The organism is Rhodococcus sp. USK10, from assembly GCF_019378875.1.
In the GTDB taxonomy this organism is placed as follows: domain Bacteria; phylum Actinomycetota; class Actinomycetes; order Mycobacteriales; family Mycobacteriaceae; genus Rhodococcus_F; species Rhodococcus_F pseudokoreensis.
Genome location: NZ_CP076048.1, coordinates 6,266,343 through 6,282,218 on the forward strand (window position 1 = coordinate 6,266,343; position 15,876 = coordinate 6,282,218).

At 67.5% G+C, this 15,876-nt stretch carries 18 protein-coding genes; 6 read left to right on the forward strand and 12 right to left on the reverse strand.

The genetic code is table 11. The features are described 5' to 3' along the window. Positions 1–38: 38 nt before the first annotated feature. Together I1A62_RS35800 and I1A62_RS35805 are read right to left on the reverse strand one after the other, a co-directional pair. Entirely contained in the window at positions 39–1,007 is a 969-nt protein-coding gene (locus I1A62_RS35800; RefSeq protein WP_124395254.1) for an intradiol ring-cleavage dioxygenase, read from the reverse strand. 92 nt (positions 1,008–1,099) lie between these two features. Beyond that, the gene (locus I1A62_RS35805) at positions 1,100–1,864 is read right to left on the reverse strand and encodes a pirin-like bicupin family protein (RefSeq protein ID WP_124395253.1); all 765 of its coding nucleotides are present in this window, start codon (positions 1,862–1,864) and stop codon (positions 1,100–1,102) included. 343 nt (positions 1,865–2,207) lie between these two features. Here I1A62_RS35805 and I1A62_RS35810 point away from each other — a divergent pair, with 343 nt between their 5' ends. Next, positions 2,208–2,384: a hypothetical protein gene (locus I1A62_RS35810; protein ID WP_206006596.1), complete on the forward strand. Its 177-nt coding sequence runs from the start codon at positions 2,208–2,210 to the stop codon at positions 2,382–2,384. A gap of 56 nt (positions 2,385–2,440) precedes the next feature. On the opposite strand, the gene couM is transcribed toward I1A62_RS35810, so the two are convergent. The 3 genes from couM to couN are packed head-to-tail and all read right to left on the reverse strand — an operon-like array spanning position 2,441 to position 4,738. After that, positions 2,441–2,929 carry a p-hydroxycinnamoyl-CoA hydratase gene (gene couM, locus I1A62_RS35815; protein ID WP_219456951.1) on the reverse strand — a complete coding sequence of 163 codons (489 nt, stop codon included), beginning with the start codon at positions 2,927–2,929 and terminating at the stop codon, positions 2,441–2,443. A 10-nt stretch (positions 2,930–2,939) separates the two neighbouring features. Beyond that, positions 2,940–3,830 carry a 4-hydroxyphenyl-beta-ketoacyl-CoA hydrolase gene (couO, locus tag I1A62_RS35820; RefSeq protein ID WP_219456952.1) on the reverse strand — a complete coding sequence of 297 codons (891 nt, stop codon included), beginning with the start codon at positions 3,828–3,830 and terminating at the stop codon, positions 2,940–2,942. Continuing rightward, positions 3,827–4,738: a 4-hydroxyphenyl-beta-hydroxyacyl-CoA dehydrogenase gene (gene couN / locus I1A62_RS35825; protein WP_124395250.1), complete on the reverse strand. Its 912-nt coding sequence runs from the start codon at positions 4,736–4,738 to the stop codon at positions 3,827–3,829. The genes couO and couN overlap by 4 nt, the downstream gene beginning before the upstream one ends. A 114-nt stretch (positions 4,739–4,852) precedes the next feature. On the opposite strand from couN, the gene couR reads away from it, so the two are divergent. From couR to I1A62_RS35850, 5 genes are all read left to right on the forward strand, one after another. Further along, a complete protein-coding gene (couR, locus tag I1A62_RS35830) occupies positions 4,853–5,293 on the forward strand; it encodes a MarR family transcriptional repressor CouR (protein WP_124395249.1) in 441 nt (146 codons plus the stop codon). A 6-nt stretch (positions 5,294–5,299) separates the two neighbouring features. Then, a complete protein-coding gene (locus I1A62_RS35835; protein WP_219456955.1) occupies positions 5,300–5,776 on the forward strand; it encodes a DUF3237 domain-containing protein in 477 nt (158 codons plus the stop codon). A 6-nt stretch (positions 5,777–5,782) separates the two neighbouring features. Further along, complete coding sequence (locus tag I1A62_RS35840; RefSeq protein WP_219456957.1) at positions 5,783–6,679, forward strand: LysR family transcriptional regulator; 897 nt, start codon at positions 5,783–5,785, stop codon at positions 6,677–6,679. Between the two features lie 176 nt (positions 6,680–6,855). Beyond that, the gene (locus tag I1A62_RS35845) at positions 6,856–8,181 is read left to right on the forward strand and encodes an MFS transporter (protein WP_219456958.1); all 1,326 of its coding nucleotides are present in this window, start codon (positions 6,856–6,858) and stop codon (positions 8,179–8,181) included. Next, complete coding sequence (locus tag I1A62_RS35850) at positions 8,178–9,947, forward strand: CocE/NonD family hydrolase (protein WP_219456960.1); 1,770 nt, start codon at positions 8,178–8,180, stop codon at positions 9,945–9,947. Before I1A62_RS35845 ends, I1A62_RS35850 begins: the two co-directional genes overlap by 4 nt. 43 nt (positions 9,948–9,990) lie before the next feature. On the opposite strand, the gene I1A62_RS35855 is transcribed toward I1A62_RS35850, so the two are convergent. The 7 genes from I1A62_RS35855 to I1A62_RS35885 all read right to left on the reverse strand — a co-directional run bounded on the left by I1A62_RS35855 (position 9,991) and on the right by I1A62_RS35885 (position 15,777). After that, positions 9,991–10,461 carry a DJ-1/PfpI family protein gene (locus I1A62_RS35855; protein WP_225858417.1) on the reverse strand — a complete coding sequence of 157 codons (471 nt, stop codon included), beginning with the start codon at positions 10,459–10,461 and terminating at the stop codon, positions 9,991–9,993. Continuing rightward, positions 10,458–11,996: a p-hydroxycinnamoyl-CoA synthetase gene (gene couL, locus I1A62_RS35860; protein WP_219456961.1), complete on the reverse strand. Its 1,539-nt coding sequence runs from the start codon at positions 11,994–11,996 to the stop codon at positions 10,458–10,460. Before couL ends, I1A62_RS35855 begins: the two co-directional genes overlap by 4 nt. A gap of 41 nt (positions 11,997–12,037) precedes the next feature. Beyond that, the gene (couT, locus tag I1A62_RS35865; RefSeq protein ID WP_124395243.1) at positions 12,038–13,366 is read right to left on the reverse strand and encodes a p-hydroxycinnamate MFS transporter; all 1,329 of its coding nucleotides are present in this window, start codon (positions 13,364–13,366) and stop codon (positions 12,038–12,040) included. 181 nt (positions 13,367–13,547) lie between these two features. Then, entirely contained in the window at positions 13,548–14,714 is a 1,167-nt protein-coding gene (couH, locus tag I1A62_RS35870) for a dihydro-p-hydroxycinnamoy-CoA dehydrogenase (protein WP_219456963.1), read from the reverse strand. A gap of 106 nt (positions 14,715–14,820) precedes the next feature. Continuing rightward, positions 14,821–14,976, reverse strand: a complete 156-nt coding sequence (locus I1A62_RS35875; RefSeq protein WP_005263616.1) for a DUF6131 family protein — start codon at positions 14,974–14,976, stop codon at positions 14,821–14,823. 31 nt (positions 14,977–15,007) lie between these two features. Further along, on the reverse strand, positions 15,008–15,214 hold the full coding sequence (locus I1A62_RS35880; RefSeq protein WP_072947562.1) for a hypothetical protein: 207 nt from the start codon (positions 15,212–15,214) through the stop codon (positions 15,008–15,010). Positions 15,215–15,270: 56 nt separating this feature from the next. Next, positions 15,271–15,777 (reverse strand): hypothetical protein, encoded by a 507-nt coding sequence (locus I1A62_RS35885; protein ID WP_124395241.1) that lies wholly within the window; start codon positions 15,775–15,777, stop codon positions 15,271–15,273. Positions 15,778–15,876: the final 99 nt, after the last annotated feature.

Sequence of the window (15,876 nt, forward strand, 5' to 3'; positions counted from 1 at the left end):
CCACTGCGCTCAGGGCGAAACAAAGGACCGGGGAACGGTCAGACGTCGATGCCGAGGTTGATCGCCGCGAGGTAGCCGTCCGACTGCGTGGCGACGGTCAGCAGGCCGGCGTCGTCGTAGATGCCGTCCGTGGCGTTGGTCACGTTGTTCTCCCGGCCGGTGTGGTCGGAGTACGGCGCGGTCGCGTACACCTCGTCGAGCAGGGCCTCGTCGAAGTACAGCTGGGTGGTGAGCACCGTCTTCTTGTCGATGTGCACCTTGAGATGGATGTGCGTGGTCCGGCCGGTGTACCAGCCGGGGAAGATGGTCGTGAACTGGGCGATGCCGTTCGCGTCCGTCGTCTGGGCGCCGCGAAGGTACGTGCCGTCGTCCGTGGTGGTGGCCTCGCTGTCGCCGACGCTGTAGGAGCCGTCGGACGTCTCACCCGAGCCGCCGGACATGTCGCCGCCGGGTCCGCCGGGTCCACCGGGACCACCGGCCGGGGGCTGTCCGCCACCACCGGGTGCGCCTTGCGGCGGCTGGCCGCCGCCACCGGGCGCGCTGTTGCCGCTGAGGTCCGCGGCCTTCGAACCCGACTCGAAGCCGGAGTACACGCCGCCCGCGTCGCAGTGCCAGATCTCCACGACGGCATTGCTCACGATCGCGGCGGAACCGTCCGCGGAACAGTTCGTCAGGTCCTGCACCCGCAGTGCGAGCTGCAGGTTCGTCCCCGGCCGGTCTTCGCGGATGTCGCTGCGGATGGAGTCGACGTCGAACCAGTACGGCCCCTGCGTCTCCTCGACGGCCATCACGCACTGCGGAGCCTGGTCGAGCAGGGCCGTCACCGCGTCGGCGCTCGTCGGCGTCGCGCTCGAAGCGGCCGCGGTCGACGTGGCCGATGCCGCCGTGCCGCTGCTCCCGTTCCCGGTGCAGGCGGCGATCAGCCCACCCAGACTCACCGTTCCCCCGACCGCAAATGCGCGGCGGCGGCTGATGCGCAGTCGGCTCTTCTCGACGTCCTTGTTCACTGTGGATACCTCTCCATGATCGGGCTGTGCCCCCGATCGTGGCGCACGAACCTGCGCGCGGCGTTCCGTCCGGCTGTGAACTTGCTGGGAACTCAGCCGCCGAGGCGGGCGTGCATCTCCCATACGAGCACCTCGGCGCCGGAGTGGGAGGAGATCTGCTGGCCACCGGAGGCACTCAGCCGCACGGCGTCGCCCTCGTACAGGGTGCCGACACCCTCCATCTCCGCGGTGCCCCGGGCGACGAACACGTGGAGGAACGGCGCTTCGGGAAGGGTCACCGGTGCGCCGGGGAAGATTCGCGCGACATGCAGCGCCGCGTGCTTGTTGTTGATCCGGATCGCCGAATTGTCCTTGTATTCCGGCATTCCGGACGCAACGGGCACCAGCCCGCCCTCGAGGATCTCGTCCTCGATCTCGAGTTGTTCGTAACTCGGGGCGAGTCCGGGTTCGTCGGGTACCACCCACATCTGGACGAAATGCACCGGCTCGTGGTGCTGCTCACCGGCGAGGCGCCAACTGTCGTTCTTCTCGGAATGCATGATGCCCTTGCCTGCGCTCATGCGTTGCGCAAGGCCGGGATAGATGATGCCGGAGTGGCCGATCGAGTCCTGGTGGACGAGCGAGCCGCGCAGCACCCAGGTGACGATCTCCATGTCCTTGTGCGGATGGGTGTCGAATCCCTGACCGGGGAGCACCGTGTCGTCGTTGTTGACGAGCAGCAGTCCGTGGTGCGTGTTGTCGGGGTCGTAGTGCTGGCCGAAGGAGAACGAGTGCTTCGAATCCAACCAGGAAATCTTGGTTTTCAGCCGATCGCCGGCGCGATGAACGTAGACGTGCGGTGTGGTGACTGCTGGCATATCGGTCCTCCTTCGGGTGGTACCGGTCCAGAGTACGAGGTGCCGGCTGCGGGTTCTCGCAAGACGGTGTCGATTGTGCATCGAATTCATCGCCTACTCGTCGCGGTGGAGGTGCCCGCGTCGATCCCGAAATGAGGTTGCGCAGTGCGGCATTGGAGGATCGCTGCCTCGTAAAACGCTGTTCGGCAACGGGTTTCGGCGACGATCCGAAATGTGTGAAAGACGGCCGTCCAGTTCGTACCGTGACGAATGCCCGCTTCCGCCGGGCCCGCGGCGTACAGTTCGAATTGTGCGTCCAGGAGTCGCAGGATTGCGGCACGTCGCACCCGGCGGAAGGAGCGTGATGAAGGCGAATCCGGATCGACACGATCAGCTCCCCGAACACCAGCGGATCGCAGACCTCGTCGACGACATGGAAGACCGGCTGGCGGCCGAACGCGAGGCGAAGGGAATCGCGGGCAACGCGTCCGAGCGCAAGCAGGAGGAGCAGGTCGAGCCCGACGACCAGGCGCCCGAGTAGGTCGTGCGGCTCCGCCGCCCGTGAGTACTTATCAACCGCCCGACGTTAACAAGTACTCACGGGTGGGTTTCGAAGAAGCGGTACACGGCCTCGACGACTACCGCGGGTCGCTCGCTGCCCTCCAGTTCGATCTGCCCCGCGACCGTCACCTGGACGCCGCCCTTGGGCAGTTCCTCGACGGACTGCAGCGTCGCGCTGAGCCGGACACGTCCCTCGGCGGGCACCGGGTTGGTGAACCGGACCTTGTTCAGCCCGTAGTTGACGGCCATCGTCACGCTGTCGACGGTCAGGATCTCGTCCCACATGGGGATGATCAGCGACAACGTGAGGTACCCGTGGGCGATGGGTCCGCCGAACGGGCTCTCGGCCCGGGCGCGTTCGGGGTCGACGTGGATCCACTGATGGTCGCCGGTGGCGTCGGCGAACGTGTCGATCCGCTGCTGCGGGATGTCGATCCACGAGCTGGTGCCGAGCGACGTGCCCTCGAGCGCGGCGAGGTCGGCGAGGGTGGCGACCCGGGTGGTGGTGGCTGCGGTGGTGCTCATGTCAGGGCTCCTAGTCTTTGATACCGAGAACACGCAGGGCGTTCTGCTTGAAGATCAGCGGTGCGACCTCCGGTTTGATGTCGAGGTTCTCGAAGTCTGTGATCCAGCGGTCGACCTGGATGACGGGGAAGTCGGATCCGAAGAGCACCTTGCCGCGGAGCATGCTGTTGGCGGCCTTGACCAGCTGCGGCGGGAAGTACTTCGGCGACCATCCGGACAGGTCGATGTAGACGTTGGCCTTGTGGGTGGCGATGGAGATCTGTGCGTCGACCCACGGGACGGCGGGGTGGGCCATGATCACGGTGAGGTCGGGGAAGTCGGCGGCGACGTCGTCGAGGAGCATCGGGTCGGAGTAGCGCAGTTTGATGCCGTGTCCGCCGGGCAGGCCGGCGCCGATGCCGGTCTGGCCGGTGTGGAACAGGGCGGGGACCCCGGCCTCGGTGATGGCGTCGTAGAGCGGGTAGAACCGGCGGTCGTTCGGTTCGAATCCCTGCATGCTGGGGTGGAATTTGAAGCCCTTGACGCCGAAGTCGTCGACGAGGCGGTGGACGCGGCGGACGGCGGCCTTGCCCTGCCAGGGGTCGACGGAGCCGAACGGGATGAGGACGTCGTTGTGGCGGGCGGCGCCTTCGGCGATCTCTTCGACAGAGTTGGCGGCGTGTCCGCTGGCGGAGGCGGCGTCGACGGTGAACACGACCGCGGCCATGTTGCGGGCCCGGTAGTGGTCGGCGATCGCATCGATGGACGGGGTGCGTTCCTCGCCGGACTTGAAGTATTTCTCGGACGCGGCCATCAGTTCGTCGTCGAGGGACCGGTGTCCGCAGCCGTCGATCTCGACGTGGGTGTGGATATCGATGGCGTCGATCGTGTCGAAGTCGATGCCGTACTCGTACCTGCTCACTTGGCCATCAACTCCTCGGGGAATTCCTCGCCGACGGACTGGACGGAGTCGCCGAACGCGGCCGTCCACTGGGCGGCGATGTCGTCGGCCGACCAGCCGCCGTCGTGGTACTCGACCGCGGTCAGTTCGGGGTGCGACCACAGTGCGAGCCGGTCGCCGCCGACGGCGAACGCCTGTCCGGTGATGTCGGCCGCGGCGTCGGAGGCGAGGAACGAGATGATGCCCGCAGCGTCGTCGGGGGTGCCCATCCCCACCTCGCGACGGATGATGTCGGGCAGCGGTTCGCCGTTCTTCATGCCCTCGATGTAGGGGGCGAGGAACGGGACGGTCTCGGTCATCGCGGTCGCGGCGACCGGGCAGACGGCGTTGGCGGTGATGCCGGCGCGCTGCAGTTCGAGCGCCCACGTGCGGACCATGCCGACGATGCCGGACTTGGCGCCGGAGTAGTTGGTCTGCCCGAAGTTGCCGCGCTGGCCGGCGGGGGAGCCGATGCAGATGATGCGACCACCGTCGCCCTGTTCGCGGAACCGCAGGACCGCTTCACGGACGCAGGTGAACGTGCCGCGCAGGTGCACGCCGACGACGGCGTCGAAGTCGTCGTCGGTCATCTTCCACAGCACCTTGTCGCGGAGGATGCCGGCGTTGGTGACCATGACGTCGAGGCGGCCGAAGGCGTCGACCGCGCCCGTGACGAGGGCTCGAGCGGTCTCGGTGCTGCCGACCGGGGCGACGACGGCGACGGCGCGGCCGCCCGCGGCGGTGATCTCGGCGACGGCGGCGTCGGCGGTGGCCTGGTTGACGTCGTTGATCACGACCGCGGCGCCGTGGCGTGCCAGGTCCTTGGCGTAGGCGAGCCCGAGGCCCTGTCCGCTGCCGGTGACGACGGCGACTTTGTCGGTGAGGTCCATGTCGTGATTCTCCTAAGGTCGTGTTCGCTGAATCACACGTAATCATTGATGATTGAGAAAGTCAATCATTAAGATCTGCTACTCTAGCGACACTCATCGGAAGGGGGTCGTCGCATGACAGAGGCGCAGGCGTTATCGGACGACATCGGGTTCCTGCTCTCCCGCGTCGGCGGAATGGTGCTGGGCTCGGTGAACAAGGCCCTCGTTCCCACCGGACTGCGGGTGCGGTCCTACTCGGTGCTGGTCCTCGCGTGCGAACAGGCCGAGGGCGTCAACCAGCGCGGAGTGGCCGCCACCATGGGCCTCGACCCCAGCCAGATCGTGGGACTCGTCGACGAACTCGAGGAACGCGGACTCGTCGTGCGCACCCTCGACCCCTCCGATCGCCGCAACAAACTGATCGCCGCGACCGACGAGGGCAGGCGGCTCCGCGACGACGCCAAGGCCCGCGTCGACGCCGCCCACGGACGCTATTTCGAGGGCATCCCCGAATCGGTCGTGAATCAGATGCGGGACACGTTGCAGAGCATCGCCTTTCCCGCACGTCCCGAGTAGGGCACGATGACCGACCTGCTCGCCCCGGCCCCGCCCAGCCTGTCGTTCCTCGCCACGTTCGTCGTGCAGGTCGCCGATCCGGTGGAGATCGGATCCACACCCGAAGGCACCCGCCGCATCATCCCCATCGTCGGGGGGCGCGTCGAGGGTCCCGAACTCCGCGGCACCGTGCTGCCGGCCGGAGCGGACTTCCAGGTGCTCAGCTCGTCCACGATCACCGAACTCGAGGCCAAGTACGCGATCGAGACCGACGACGGCGACCGGATCTACGTCACCAACTTCGGGCTCCGCTCGGGCACCCCGGAAGACATCGCCCGGCTGGTCGCGGGCGAGCCCGTGCCTGCCGATCGCATCTACTTCCGCTGCACACCGCGGCTCACCGCCGCCGAGGGCCGATGGTCGTGGCTGCGCTCGCGGATCCTCGTCGGCACCGGCGAACGCCTGCCCGGCGAGGTGCGTCTCACGGTGTTCGTGGTGGACTGACCGGCCGTGGAAATCCGCTGGATGAAGTCGTTCGTCGCGGTCGCCGAGGAACTCAACTACGGCCGGGCCGCCGAGGTGCTGCACATCGCGCAACCGGCGGTGAGCCAGCAGGTGCAGCAACTCGAGAAGCGTCTCGGTGTGAAACTGTTCGACCGCACCACGCGATCGGTCCGGCTCACCGCGGCGGGGGAGCGCTTCCTCCAGCCGTGCAAGGACGCCCTCGCCGGGATCGACCGCGCCGTCGATGCCGCGGTGATCGCGGATCCGGAGGTCGAGGGACGCGTCCGGGTCGGCTTCAGCGGAGCCTACGGACAGACCGAATTGTCCTCTCTGGCAAGGTCGGTGCGCCGCCGGTACCCCCTGATCGACCTCGTCCTCGAGGGGGCGACGGTGAGTGGCCAGATCCTCGACGAGATCTGGGAGGGGCAACTGGACCTCGGGATCGTCTCCGACGCGGTCTCGCACCCCCACGTGCTCACGCGGCAGATCTCGGTGGAATACCTCAGCGCGCTGCTCCCGAGCGATCACCCACTCGCCGAACGGAAGTCGATCGACCTCGCGGAACTGCAGGAGGAACCGTTCGTCGCGAATCCCGCCGCCACCGGATCCACGCTCCGCCGGGATCTGCTCGCCGCGTGCCGGGATGCCGGGTTCACGCCGAACATCGTGCAGGAGACCACCGACGGCATCGTCCTGACCGCCCTCGTCGCGGCAGGGGTCGGTGTGGCGCTCGTGCCCGGCGACGTGCAGACGTATCCCAATCGGGTGGTGCTGATCCCCCTCGACGCCGGGCGATTCGAAGTCCGGGCGGCGCTGGCCTGGTCGGACCGTCCCGTGTCGCCCGTCGTGCAGACGGTTCTCGACCTCGCCGCCGAGGTACTGCCGACGCCGGGCACCGAGTAATAAAGATCGGTTATCAATCACTGCCGATACTGCTCTTGGACGGTGATCGGTTTCTTTGGCAGAGTCTCCCTCGGCGGCAACGGATGTGACCTGGACAACTCCCGGTCCCCGATGTCGCACCCACCTCGAGGCCTCTCCGAACTCCCGGAAGCCCTTCACTTTCAGGTAGGAACCACATGACTTCCACATTCGACGGCCGCGCCCTACGTGCCGACACGAGCGCCCGGTCGTCCCACGCGCGCCGGGCCGCCCTGGCCTCCTTCGTGGGCAGCACCCTCGAGTACTACGACTTCTTCATCTACGCCTCCTTCTCCGCGCTCGCGTTCAACACCCTGTTCTTCCCGGATCTCGGTTCGTTCTGGGGAACCATCGTGTCGATGGCGACCATCGGGATCGGGTACGTCGTCCGGCCACTCGCGGCTCTCGTCTTCGGGCACTTCGGGGACACGCTCGGACGCAAGCGGATGCTGGTGGTGACGCTCGTGATGATGGGCGTGGCCACGTCCCTCATCGGCTGCTTGCCGACCTACGGGGCGATCGGCGTCGCGGCGCCGATCCTGCTGGTGCTGCTCCGGGCCGTCCAGGGCGCGTCGGCGGCCGGCGAGTCGGCGGGAGCGGCGTCCCTGGCCCTCGAACACGCACCCGCAGGCCGTCGTGCGCTCGCGGCGAGCTGGGTGAACACCGGTGCGGCCGCCGGCATGCTGCTGGCGTCGCTGGTGGTCCTCGTGTTCTCCGCGCTGCCCGAGGACGCCTTCCTGGGCTGGGGATGGCGTATCCCGTTCCTGCTCAGCATGTTCGTCGCACTCGCCGGTCTCGTGATCCGCCGGATGCTGCCCGAGAGCGACGTGTTCGAGGAGGCCGTGGTCGCCGACGGGCCGAAGGAGATGCCGGCGAAGGTGATCTTCCGCGACCACTGGCCGAGCGTGCTGCGGGTCGTGGGCTGCGGACTGTTCGCGGTGGTGTCCACCATCTTCAGCGCCTTCGCCCTGTCGTGGGGCACCCACGAAGCCGGTGTGCCCCGGACCGTCATGGTGGGCGCCACCGTCCTCACCGCCGCGCTCGCCCTCGTCGCGCAACCCGCCGCCGGGATTCTCGCCGACCGGATCGGCCGCAAACCGGTCTTCATCACCGGCAACCTCGTCTGCGCGGTCTCCGTCTCCGGGTTCTTCTGGGCGATCAGCCAGCGTTCGACGGCCCTGATCCTGATCACCGCGTGCATCGTGATGGTGGTCGGCTACTCGCTCGTCAACGCCATCGGCCCCGCGCTGTACGCCGAGATGTTCGAGACGCGCATCCGGTACTCGGGCATGGCGATCTCCGGGCAGCTGGCCCTGGTGGCCACCGGATTCGCCCCCACCATCGCCGCGACCCTCGTCCGGCCCGGATCGAACGGCTGGATACCGGTGGCCGTGTTCACCGCGGGCTGCTGCCTGGTCAGCGCCCTCACCACCCTCACGGTCCGCGAAACCTACCGGACCAGCACCACCGACCTCGGCAAATGACCCACCTCCCGTCGAAAGCGACCAAACCTGTGAAACACGATGTACTGATCGAGAACGACGTCGAGGCGACGATGCGGGACGGCGTCGTCCTCCGCTCGACCGTCTACCGCCCGAATGCACGCGGCCGCTTCCCGGTGCTGCTCACCCGCACCCCGTACGGCCGCGACCTGTCCGTCAACTCCGGCTACCTCAACCCCACCACGGTCGCGGCAGGCGGATTCGTGGTGATCATGCAGGACGTCCGCGGCCGGTTCGGCTCCGACGGCGAGTTCGTGCCGTCCGAGAACGAAGGCCCGGACGGCTACGACACCGTGCAGTGGGCCGCCGAACTGCCGTACTCGACCGGAGCCGTCGGCATGTGGGGACGGTCCTACTTCGCCGAAACCCAGTGGCGCGCAGCCCAGGAGAAGCCGCCTGCCCTGCGCGGCATCGCCCCGGGAATCTCGGCTGGCGGCAACGCGCGGTCCGGCGGGCTCGTGCGCGGAGGTGCGGTCGAATTCGGCGCCCGGCTCGGGTGGGGGCACCTGTCGGTCGGACCGGCCGAGATCGCGAAACTGTCCCGCACGGATCCGGCACGCGCAGAACGTGAATGGGAGTCGTGGGCGCGGATCGATCGGGCGATGTCCGAGGACGCGTTCTTCGACGCCCTGCCCCTGCGCGACCTGGCGGCCGACGCCCCCGCGTTCTTCGCGTCGCCGATCGTCGAATCGCTCGGATTCTCGATCGACCACCCCAGCCGCGACCTGTGGGACAGCGCGAGCGACCGGTCCGTCGACCTCCCCACGCTGCACATCGGCGGGTGGTACGACATCTTCGTCAACAGCACCCTCGACCAGTACTTCGGCCAACTCGCCCACAGTGATTCCGGTGCGGCCCCCGCGCCGTACCTGATCGTGGGTCCGTGGAGTCACACCAACTTCTCCGGGCTCGGCGGGTCGGTGGTGTTCGGCAGTCCCGCCAACCAGGCGGTGCTCGACTCGGGTCAGGACCTGTCGTCCGTGCACGCGCAGTGGTACGCGGCGGTGCTCGGCGACGAGGAACCCGACCTGCCGCGGGTCCGGATCTTCGTGATGGGGGAAAACCGGTGGCGGACGTACGACCGCTTCCCGGAGCCCACCCGCACCGCGGACCTGTTCCTCGCCCTCGGCGGAAGCCTCGCCGCGGAAGCGGAACAGACGGAAGGACGCGTCGACTACGATTACGACCCGGCGGATCCGGTGCCGACGGTCGGTGGGGCGACGATGATGCCGGGAACGTGCGCACCCGGCGCACTGGAACAGAGCCGGGTCGAATCCCGCGACGACGTCCTCGTGTTCACCGGCGAGGTCCTCACCGAGCCGTTGACGGTGATCGGCCGGGTGTGCGCGACACTGTTCGCGTCGTCCAGTGCCGTCGACACCGACTTCGTCGTCAGGCTGTGCCGGGTCACGGCGGACGGCACGTCGATCACGCTCACCGACGGCATGGTGCGCGCCCGGTACCGCGACTCCTACCGGACCCCGGGGGCGTACACATCCGCCGAGCCGAGCCTGCTCGAGCCCGGGGAGGTGTACGAGTACGCGATCGACCTGTGGTCCACGGCCGTCACGTTCCAGCCCGGTGAGCGCATCCGCGTCCAGGTGACGTCCAGCAACCACCCCCGCTGGGACCGCAACCTCAACACCGGTGAATCCGCCTACGCATCAGACGAATTCGTGGTCGCCCACCAGAGCGTGCACACCGGGGCACGGTACCCCAGCCGGGTGTCGCTGCCGGTCGTGCGCTGACGCACCCGTGAGTACTTGTTAACCGCCGGCGGTTAACAAGTACTCACGGGGCGAAGCCATCGATGCCCGCGGACACGCCTGCCGAGGTGATCACGTCGCCGTCGTCGACGAAGCGGTCGTCCGGTCGCACGACGATGCTCGGATCGATCTCCGCCAGCAATTCCAGTGACGCCCAGTGCGTCGTCGCCGGCCTGCCGTTCAGCAGGCCGGTTTTCGCGTAGACCAGGGCACCCGTGCACACGCTGGCCATCAGCGGGACCTCGGCGCGCTGCCTGCGGACCCAGCCGAGATGGGCGTCGTCCAGCAGTTGCGGTCGCGTACCCTGGCCGCCCGGGTGGATCAGGACGTCGAGCGGCGGGGCGTCGGCGTAGGAATGATGCGCGCCCAGGACGAGCCCCTTGGCGCACTGCACACTCCCGCCCGTTGCGGACAGGCAGAATACGGCGTAGCCGTCGTCCGGGTACATCCGCGTCCACGCGGACAGCACCTCCCACGGCCCGTGAGTACTTGTCAACCGCGGGACGTTAACAAGTACTCACGGGCGGAGGTTCGCAGGTCCGGTTTGCGGATCTTGCCGGTCGCGGTGCGGGGGAGTCCCTCCGCCATCCGGATGAACGTGGGAATCTTGAACCCCGCGAGCTTCTCTCGCAGCCGGGTGCGCACCGTGTCCTCGTCGAGGGCGGTGCCGTCGGTGGCGACGACGAAGGCCATGCCGGTCTCGCCCCACTTCTCGTGCGGGACGCCGATCACCGCCGCCTCCCGCACGCCGTCCAGCTTCAGCAGCGCCGCCTCGACCTCGGCGGGGTAGACGTTCTCTCCGCCCGAGATGTACATGTCCTTGTAGCGGTCGCAGATGAAGAGGAAGCCGTCGTCGTCGAAGTAGCCGGCGTCGCCGGTGTGCAGCCAGCCGTTCACGATGGTGCGACCCGTCGCCTCGGGCTGATTCAGGTAGCCGAGCATCACGTTCGGTCCCTTCGCGACGATCTCACCGATCTCGTTGGGTTCGGCGCTCGACCCGTCCGGGCGGACGACGTCGACGTCGGTGAAGAACGTCCGCTTGCCTGCCGATCCGACCTTCGCGCGGACGTCGTCCCCCGACAGCATGGTCACCGACGGCGCGGTTTCCGTCAGGCCGTAGGCCTGCGCGATCGCGACGCCGCGTTCCTGCCACGGCGAGATCAGCGCTTCGGGCAGGGGAGCCCCGGCGACGCAGATGGCCCGCAGGCTGGACAGGTCGGCGCCCGCGAACCGGGGGTGGTGCCAGAGTTCCTGGATCATCGTGGGGACCGCGAAGAACGTGGTGATGCGTTCCTTCTCGATCGTGTCGAGGACGGCGCCGGCGTCGAACTTGCGCAGCAGCACGACGGTGCCCCCGGACAGCAGCGTCGGTGTGACGGCCCCGCCGATGCCGCCGATGTGGAACAGCGGCGCCACCGACAGTGTGCGTTCCTTCGACGTCATGTCCTGGGCGAGAAGCTGGTTCATGGCGTTCCACAGCATGTTTCCGTGGCTGAGCATGACGCCCTTCGGTGCGCCGGTGGTGCCCGACGAGTACATGAGCACCGACAGGTCGTCGAGACCCACCTGCTCGTCGATGGGGGTGTCGGGCTGCCCGGTCCGCACGCCCCCGTAGGTGTGGGCGGACCACGAGTCGGTCAGCCCGATCCAGGTGGTGACCGGGGACTCCGACCGCGAGAGTTCCTGTGCGACGTCCGCCTGCTGATCGCCGAAGATCACTGTGGTGCAGCGTGAATCGCCGAGGACGTAGCGCGCTTCTTCGGCGGTGAGGCGGGCGTTGAGCGGGAGGTACGTGGCGCCGAGCAGCCCGGCGGCGAACATCACCTCGAGCGCCGCGGGGTCGTTGAACCCGAAGAAGCCTACGCAGTCACCCTTCTCGACGCCGAGGGCGCGCAGGCCGTGGGCGAGCCGGCGGGTCCGCAGGGCCATCTCCTCGTAGGTGACGGCTCGTCCGTCGAAGACGAGTGCCTCGTTCTTCGGCGTCATGGTGATGCGGCGCTCGAGCCACGAGCCGATGCCTTCGTTGTCCATGGTGACTCCTCGTTCTCTTCGAAACTACTCTCGGGCTCGGGTCAGGCCGACGGGGTGTCGGCGCTCAGGTCGTTGTCCTTGCTTTCCTTCGTCGCGAGAAGGAAGACGGCGCTGACCACGCACAGTGCGATGACGAACAGCCCGACCGGGACGATCGACTTGCCGGACGACGCGAACAGCGACGCCAGGATGACGGGGGTGAATCCCGCGCCGACGAGCGTGGCCAGCTGGTATCCGAGCGACGCGCCGGTGTAGCGGGCGCGGGTGCCGAACTGCTCGGAGATGAATGCGGCCATCGGCCCGTAGGTGGCCGAGTGGCAGATGGTGTACCCGACGAAGGCGAGTGCGATGAACAGGAACTGTCCCGTGCCGAGCAGCAGGAACAGCGGGTAGACGCTGAGGATCATCGCAGCGAGACCCGCGAGCATGACCGGCCTGCGGCCGATCCGGTCGGACAGTCGCGCCGATCCGAGGACCAGGAAGATCGCACAGAACTGGCAGAGGGAGAACGCCAGCAGCGCGTCGGATCGCTGGGCGCCGCTCGACACGGCGTAGGTGATGGCGAAAGTGGTGAACGCGGTCTGCATTCCGAAGCTCGCGATGCAGCTCATCGACGCCACGACGACCGCGCGGGGCCGCTTCAGGATGGTGACGATGGGCGGGGTGGTCTCCTTCTCGGCCGATTCCTTCAGCGCCGCCGTGAACAGCGGGCTCTCCGACACTTTGGACCGGACGAACAGGCCGAGGGCCAGCATGAGCGCCGAGATCAGGAACGGGATGCGCCAGCCCCACGTCAGGAACTGCTCATCGGGCAGCAGTGACACGGCCGCCAGGGCGAGGGTGCCGAGCAGGGCACCGGTCGGCGCGCCCGCGTTGGTGAAGGCCGCGGCGAACCCGCGCTTGCCGGATTCGGCGTGTTCGAGCGACATCAGCGCTGCGCCACCCCATTCGCCGCCGACGGCGAGTCCCTGGCAGACGCGGAGGAGGACGAGGAGCACCGCCGCCCAGGACCCGATCATCTCCGGCGGGGGAATGAGCCCGATCGCGAACGAGGCGATGCCCATGACGGTCATGGAGATCAGCAGCATCGCCTTCCGGCCGACCGTGTCGCCGAAGTGGCCGAAGACGATTCCGCCCAGCGGGCGTGCGACATAGCCGGCGGCGAACGTCCCCATCGACGCGATGGTCGCGGCGAGGGGGTCCAGGCCGGCGAAGAACACCGGACCGAAGACGAGGGACGCCGCGGTGGCGTAGAGCAGGAAGTCGTAGAACTCGATGGTGCTGCCCAGGTAGCTCGACAGGATCACCCTGCGAACTTCCTTCTTGCGTCGGGTGGCCGACATGGTGCCGGCGGTGGCGGTGACCGTCATCGATACTCCTTGGCCGAGCGTGGGACAACAGAGCGGGGCGCGCGTGTAGCGCGGATCACAATTAAACATTAATCATTGAAGATGTCAATGGAAGAGATCGCCAACGCTTTCGGGATCGCGATCGCGGGCGGACGCCCGGGGCACCCGTCGCGTGAATCACCCTCGCGAGCAACGGGACCCGTCAGGGCCGCGTAAGCCGACGCCCGATGATCTCCTTCATGATCTCCGTGGTGCCGGCGTAGATCGGGCCGCCGCGGCAGTCGAGATAGTCCTGCGCGACGTCGTACTCGCGCATGTATCCGTAGCCGCCGTGCAGCTGGACCGCCCGCTGGACGACCCGCTGCTGGAGCTCGGTGATCCACCATTTGGCCATCGCCGCGGTCACCTCGTCGAGCGTGCCGTGCGCGGCGTCGAGGATGCAGCGGTCGGTGAAGCACTGCGCGATCTCGATCTCGGTGGCGAGTTCCGCGAGGTAGAAACGGTTGACCTGGAAGTCGGCCACCCGCCGGCCGAATGCCGTGCGGTCGCAGCTGTACGTCAGGGCCTGGTCGAACGTCCGTCGCATCGACGCCATGGACGTGACGGCCACGCTGAGGCGCTCCTGGGGCAGATTGTGGCGCAGGTAGCCGAAGCCCTCGTTCGGTTCGCCGAGGACGTTCTCGCGGGGGACGCGGACGCCGTCGAACACGAGCTCGGCGGTGTCCTGCGCGCTCAGCCCGACCTTGTGCAACGGCCCGTTGCGGGTGAATCCGCCCATTCCGGCCTCGACCACCAGTAAGCTCATGCCCTTCTTCCCTGCGGCCGGATCCGTCTTGGCCACGACGATCACGAAGTCGGCGAGCATGCCGTTGCTGATGAAAATCTTGGTGCCGTTCAGGACGAGGTCGTCGCCGTCGACGACGGCGGTCGTGGAGATCGCGGCCAGGTCGCTCCCGGCGCCCGGCTCGGTCATGGCGATCGCGCCGATCTTCTCGCCGGTGCACAGGGGTGTCAGGAATCGGTGCTTCTGCTCCTCGTTCGCCAGCGAGGCGAGGTAGGGCGTGACGAGGTCGTTGATGCCGGCCAGGCCCATCACCACGGCGGGCGCCCCGACGCGGCACAGTTCTTCGATGACGATGGCGTTGAAACGGAAGTCGTCGGTTCCGCCGCCGGCGAATCGCTCCTCGACGTTGATCCCGAGGAGTCCGAGCTTGCCGGCCTGACGGTAGACGTCCCGGTCGACCTGCCCCGCATCGGCCCATTCGCGAAGGAATGGCGCGACGTCGCGTTCGGCGAACCGGCGCACCGTGTCCCGGAACGCGTCGTGATCGGCGTCGAAGATGTTCCGTGCCAGTGCAACCGGAGACATTGATAGGTTCCTTTCGTCGGCAGCCGTGCGTAGCACGCCTGCATACCCGAAAGGAACCTATCTATCAATCATTGATAATGTCAATGATCGGGCACGGTCGCCGACGTCAATACCAGTACTTCCGGCCGCCGACCGCGCGGCCCGTCGTGCCCAGCAGCAGGAGTACGAGGCCGATGACGAGCAGGATGATTCCGATCGTCGTGAGAATCGAGATCCCCGCGACGAGGCCGATGACGAGCAGGATGATTCCGAGAACGATCACGGTCTTCCCTCTTTCCGTTGACTGCTAGGAGCTATTGACTCGGTTGCGGCACTTCACAATCGATCTTCGGGTTCACGCCCGCATAGTTGAGCGGTCCGGCGATCACGGTGACGGCTATCGTTCCGGCGCTGGCACAATCGGCCTGCGCGTCCTTGAAATAGCCGCGCTGGAACACGGCGATGGCGCCGATGATCAGCCAGATGATCACGATCAACGACAGGAGCCGTCCGATACGCATTTCCGACCTCCCGTGTGGGCACCGGCCCGGGCCGGTGTGCCTATCGAATTCGAACGCTACGTCGACGAGGTGTCGGTCGGCTTCGCGTGTGCTCCATGGGTATTCGTGGAACTCGTGCCGTCGGTCCGGGCGTTGGCCGGTCCGACGTCCGTGGTCCGAGCGTCCGCCGCCCGGGGATCGGTCGTGCGGGCGTCGTTCGACGCGGCACCCGTCGTCTTGACCTGGGGATCGAGCTCGTCCGCCCTCTTCCATTCCTGCTTCAGGTCGTCACGGGACGTGGTCGCCGTGTTCTGGTGGGTCTGCGCATCGACCTGCAACCTCTTGGCCTCGGCGGCCTTCGCCTCCGCCTCTGCCTGGGCCTTCCGTGCATTCGCCGCAGTCTCCTCCGCCAGCGCCTCGCGCTTCTCGACGACGGACGTCTGCTCCTGCGCCTTCGCGCGGATGCTGTCGGCCTCCTGGTGGCGGCGCTCGTTCCGCTTGCGCGATGCCGCGATGAGCATCGCGGCCACGGCGAGTACGACGACGATCGCGACGATGATCCAGATGATGGTCATGGTGTCCATTGGCTACTCCCAGCAGTCGTGTTGTTGAAGTACCCAGCCCGCAAACACGGCAAACAGACCGTGAGCCAATCGCAATCAATGCGGAATTTTGGGCACGGA

Coding starts and splice junctions, on each gene's coding strand:
- couN (WP_124395250.1), bottom strand. CDS start 4,738: ATGGACCTCACCGACAAAGTCGCCGTCGTCACCGGCAGCGGACAGGGC.
- I1A62_RS35885 (WP_124395241.1), bottom strand. CDS start 15,777: ATGGACACCATGACCATCATCTGGATCATCGTCGCGATCGTCGTCGTA.
- I1A62_RS35880 (WP_072947562.1), bottom strand. CDS start 15,214: ATGCGTATCGGACGGCTCCTGTCGTTGATCGTGATCATCTGGCTGATC.
- couR (WP_124395249.1), top strand. CDS start 4,853: ATGACAGAGGCGCAGGCGTTATCGGACGACATCGGGTTCCTGCTCTCC.
- couH (WP_219456963.1), bottom strand. CDS start 14,714: ATGTCTCCGGTTGCACTGGCACGGAACATCTTCGACGCCGATCACGAC.
- couM (WP_219456951.1), bottom strand. CDS start 2,929: ATGAGCACCACCGCAGCCACCACCACCCGGGTCGCCACCCTCGCCGAC.
- couT (WP_124395243.1), bottom strand. CDS start 13,366: ATGACGGTCACCGCCACCGCCGGCACCATGTCGGCCACCCGACGCAAG.
- I1A62_RS35835 (WP_219456955.1), top strand. CDS start 5,300: ATGACCGACCTGCTCGCCCCGGCCCCGCCCAGCCTGTCGTTCCTCGCC.
- I1A62_RS35810 (WP_206006596.1), top strand. CDS start 2,208: ATGAAGGCGAATCCGGATCGACACGATCAGCTCCCCGAACACCAGCGG.
- couL (WP_219456961.1), bottom strand. CDS start 11,996: ATGGACAACGAAGGCATCGGCTCGTGGCTCGAGCGCCGCATCACCATG.
- I1A62_RS35850 (WP_219456960.1), top strand. CDS start 8,178: ATGACCCACCTCCCGTCGAAAGCGACCAAACCTGTGAAACACGATGTA.
- I1A62_RS35805 (WP_124395253.1), bottom strand. CDS start 1,864: ATGCCAGCAGTCACCACACCGCACGTCTACGTTCATCGCGCCGGCGAT.
- I1A62_RS35845 (WP_219456958.1), top strand. CDS start 6,856: ATGACTTCCACATTCGACGGCCGCGCCCTACGTGCCGACACGAGCGCC.